Annotated in this window: 1 protein-coding gene; it reads left to right on the top strand. The window is 46.7% G+C overall.

Annotated features, from left to right (window positions below; genetic code table 11):
- The first annotated feature begins 261 nt into the window (after positions 1–261).
- Positions 262–672 (top strand): hypothetical protein, encoded by a 411-nt coding sequence (locus IAE27_RS29300; protein ID WP_200093429.1) that lies wholly within the window; start codon positions 262–264, stop codon positions 670–672.
- Positions 673–736 lie beyond the last annotated feature (64 nt).

Raw genomic sequence — 736 nt, 5'->3', positions numbered from 1 at the left:
GTGGCTTAACGCCAAATGAATCAGAGCGGCTGTTCCACGAACAGTCAGGTCGTGTGGCCAAAATTAGTTGACCACTACAAAATAATGTCGCCCTCGTACCGGACATCTGCACCGGCCCGTGTCTGCGCTTTCCCTTTGCGGCGAAGGTTTTCAAACGGGTGAGGTTCACAACCCGGAACAAACCGGCAGTCCCCCGCGAAACGTCAACGCCGTGGCTCCCGAAACTCAACGGGTGATGCTCTCAAATAAATAAGGATAAATATGACCAACAATATATCAATACAGGATGCGCTGAAGCAGGCAGGTACGCTTAAAGATAGAATCACCAATGATATTACGCGTTATCAGTCAGACGCCGACAAAAACAAACTTACTTGCAGCACAATAAAGTCTGTCGTTGCCGTGAGTCTGTTATGTGACAGCCCGGAATTTCCGGGAGCTGTAAATTGTCAAATCAGCAAAGCGATGAACGACGTGTACGGGTTGCTTTCTGTTGCAGAAAAATGCTGTAGCCTGAATATTGATACCGCACTGGCCGATGACCCTCAAACCTACGCGAACATTATCAATGCCGAAATTGACAATCTTGTTGCGGAAAGGGAGCACATCTGTTTGTGTGAGTACAATTACATGGAGGAACAGAATCGGCTGGAAAGCTGGAAGGCATTTTAGGTAATGATTCCAGTTTATTGGTAATGATTTATCGTCAGATAGTGCCCGATAACTTTGTCATGCA

It is taken from the genome of Klebsiella sp. S69 (assembly GCF_016516145.1).
In the GTDB taxonomy this organism is placed as follows: Bacteria; Pseudomonadota; Gammaproteobacteria; order Enterobacterales; family Enterobacteriaceae; genus Klebsiella; species Klebsiella oxytoca.
Note: the sequence above shows the minus strand (reverse complement) of the source record. Positions and strands in the feature narration are given on the sequence as shown.

Bases quoted from the DNA above. Each gene is read 5' to 3' on its own strand.
- IAE27_RS29300 (WP_200093429.1), top strand. From the start codon at position 262: ATGACCAACAATATATCAATACAGGATGCGCTGAAGCAGGCAGGTACG.